Here is a 2,739-nt window from a genome sequence, read left to right on the forward strand (position 1 = left end):
ACAATCCCCATAACACGTGGGGAGCACCGTCGGTGATCAGCGGTTCAGTTCAACGGGGCCTTTCCGCCATCCGGCGGCAACCACCACAGCATCTCGCGCAACGCCCCGTCGCGCCGGATGCCGGAAAAACCCTTTTACGTTAGGCCTTCGCTTGTTCTCCATTCTGGCGAGCTTCTGCACAGCACGGGCGGCATGCTTCACCAACGGGACCTCTCCCGGCTCGACGAACGGGGCGATCAGTGATCCGTCCTCCTTCGGCGCAAACTTCGCCATCTCATAGGGCCGCGTGCTGTCCCCGACCACGAACCAAAGGAGTACGCCCGGCAGCAAGAACTGATAAGAGGTGTAGCCGTCCAACTTGGTCCGAGCAGGACGTGCCATGAGCCCGAACGTCGGCTCCGTGAACACGTAGAAAAGGCAGGGGTAATCCGCTTGGGCGCGAGCGTTCTTTTCACGCAGCATCGTTCGAAGACGTTCCTCATGATGCGGCCCAAGAGCCACTTCAGCATAGTCCCGGCCGCGTGCCACGCTGGCGCGCCACAGCACTGAGAGAAGAAGGAGCTTGAAGCGTGGGTAATCGAATCCGGCGACGTGGACGGCCCAGCTGCCATCATCCCCTTGGATAGGGGTTACCGAAATCCCACGCACTGGTTTTTGCGCCACGAATCCTCGCCAGACTTCGACATTGGGGTGCTCGTACTGCTGGTTGATCTCCCCTTCACAGGCAGAGCACAGCAGCTTCTCTCTAATGCCACGTTGAAGTGGCCTCTCTTTCTTTGGTCGGCCTTCTTCCTCGCTCACGAAGATCATCCGATGCTTGTCATCGTACAACGGTTCGTACATGAATTCCGGTACAATGTGTGAGTCACATAGCGGAGAAGGGTTGTGGCAGAGCTTACAGCGCCGATCGCGCACCTCAGATCTTGTATGTTTCGCCATGTCCTAACGCCTTGGCGCTCAGCCGCCGCGGCCAGATCGGGACATTCCGCTCTACACCAGCCGGCTCGTGGCCGCGGTCGGCTGGAGCGCTGAGTTAGAGCATCGGGCACTCACCACATGTCCCCGCGCTGTCTTACGCTGCAGCGCTCTGCTGAAGCACAATATCTCGCCCCGGCGCAACCGCGCGCAAGAGTTCATCGAGCTTCTCCACCGTGGGAACCGACGCCCCTCGTTCGTACCGCGCATAGGCGTTCCGAGATTTCACGCCCAGCCGCTGGGCAGCTTGCGCCAGCGAAAGACCGCTCTTCTGGCGCTGCCTCTTTAGCAACAGGCTCACCATCGTCCGCGCGTCCGTGGAACTGACCTCGAACTTGTCGTTGCCAACCGGGTGGATATCGACGCAGAAGCCCTTGCGATTGGCCATGGTCACGAACCAGTCCGCGATCATGTCGAGCGCTTCCCTCCGGGTGTGGCCCTGCGTCATCGCATCAAAGACCGGGACCTCAGCCAGCCAGAACTTGCCTTCGCTGCAAAGCTTGCCTTGAAATCGCATCTTCAGACCTTCTTGGCGCGGACCAAAATGACCGTCGCCAGTTTCTCATTGATCTCCGTATGGCGCGGCACGGTCTCCTCACGCTCACCGTCGAACCACACATCGTGCTTTCCCCCGTGCCGAACGAATCTCCATCCGAGGCTTCTCAACCGCCGCTCCAGCTCCCGCCTCTTCATTGGGACAATGTACACCTATCGGTGTGCAAGGGACAAGTCCGCGAAGCCCAGCATGACCCGCGGTGCGCGACACGGAACGCTGCGGATCTTTGGCAGAATGCGTCTCGCGCACTGTCGGGTCGATGCCCATGCTCGGCCTCACGCGGGTATGATCCTCGCCCGTTACGCGGCCATTCATGCGATTTCCACAACCGCTTCGCCCTGTTCGAGAAGCTGCCGGGCACGTGGAAAACGCACGGTGAGCAGACTCCTGAGCGATGCGTCCGACGTGTTGCCACAGGTCACCCAGAGAACCTGCGGTGGGGGACCCAGGCGCTCGACAAGCTCCACGAAGTCGGCATCCTTGCTCATCACGACGATTCCAGCCTGCCGCCCCGTCTGAAAGATCTCCGGATCCTTGGCGTTCCGTAGCCCAAGATCGCGAACCGCGTGCGCCTCTACGCCGAAGCTGTCGTTGATCCATCGCGCCAACGATGGTGACAGCTGCGCATCGATCCAGATGATCACGCCGTCAACACTGGATGGTCGAGGCGCCGGCTCGCAAACCTCAGACAGGCGCGGATGTCCTCGGGCTCGAGATCGGGCAGTTCCTCGATCACCTGCTCCGCCGAGAGACCGTTGGCCAGCAGATCGAGGACGTCAACAACGCGGATTCGCATTCCGCGAATGCAGGGCCGTCCGCCACACTGGTCGGAGTCGACTGTGATTCGCTCTGCGATTTCAGTCACGGCCGCTTCCTCTGCATCGGATCGTAGCATGCCGCCACCTTGCAGCCAACGAATGGCCTTGATCGCAGTTGATCGCAGCAGCTCTTCGATCTCCACGCTGGCGAGCCCGCCGAACGTAAAAGGGTTTTTCCGTCATCCGGCGCGACGGGGCGTTGCGCGAGATGCTGTGGTCGTTGCCGCCGGATGGCGGAAAGGCCTGCCTGCGCCGCAGCTTCGGCAGGCAGGCCCCGTTGAACTGAACCGCTGATCACCGACGGTGCTCCCCACGTGTTATGGGGATTGTAGGGCGATTAGGGGTTCGATGGCAAGCGCACGGGGTGCTCAAAGGCCGGGGACCGGGCGC

The 2,739-nt window shown here is 61.2% G+C and carries 5 protein-coding genes; all 5 read right to left on the minus strand.

Annotation, left to right across the window (positions count from 1 at the left end; all coding sequences use genetic code 11):
• Positions 1–36: 36 nt before the first annotated feature.
• On the minus strand, positions 37–843 hold the full coding sequence (locus HY699_13115) for a hypothetical protein (protein MBI4516744.1): 807 nt from the start codon (positions 841–843) through the stop codon (positions 37–39).
• Between the two features lie 229 nt (positions 844–1,072).
• Positions 1,073–1,492, minus strand: a complete 420-nt coding sequence (locus HY699_13120) for a helix-turn-helix transcriptional regulator (protein MBI4516745.1) — start codon at positions 1,490–1,492, stop codon at positions 1,073–1,075.
• Positions 1,493–1,494: 2 nt separating this feature from the next.
• The gene (locus HY699_13125; protein MBI4516746.1) at positions 1,495–1,668 is read right to left on the minus strand and encodes a type II toxin-antitoxin system HicA family toxin; all 174 of its coding nucleotides are present in this window, start codon (positions 1,666–1,668) and stop codon (positions 1,495–1,497) included.
• 174 nt (positions 1,669–1,842) lie between these two features.
• Positions 1,843–2,175: a DUF5615 family PIN-like protein gene (locus HY699_13130; protein ID MBI4516747.1), complete on the minus strand. Its 333-nt coding sequence runs from the start codon at positions 2,173–2,175 to the stop codon at positions 1,843–1,845.
• Positions 2,172–2,396: a DUF433 domain-containing protein gene (locus HY699_13135; GenBank protein ID MBI4516748.1), complete on the minus strand. Its 225-nt coding sequence runs from the start codon at positions 2,394–2,396 to the stop codon at positions 2,172–2,174. Before HY699_13135 ends, HY699_13130 begins: the two co-directional genes overlap by 4 nt.
• Positions 2,397–2,739: the final 343 nt, after the last annotated feature.

The sequence above is a fragment of the Deltaproteobacteria bacterium genome, from assembly GCA_016210005.1.
Lineage (GTDB): Bacteria > Desulfobacterota > Binatia > HRBIN30 > JACQVA1 > JACQVA1.

Coding starts and splice junctions, on each gene's coding strand:
- HY699_13120 (MBI4516745.1), bottom strand. CDS start 1,492: ATGCGATTTCAAGGCAAGCTTTGCAGCGAAGGCAAGTTCTGGCTGGCT.
- HY699_13115 (MBI4516744.1), bottom strand. CDS start 843: ATGTACGAACCGTTGTACGATGACAAGCATCGGATGATCTTCGTGAGC.
- HY699_13125 (MBI4516746.1), bottom strand. CDS start 1,668: ATGAAGAGGCGGGAGCTGGAGCGGCGGTTGAGAAGCCTCGGATGGAGA.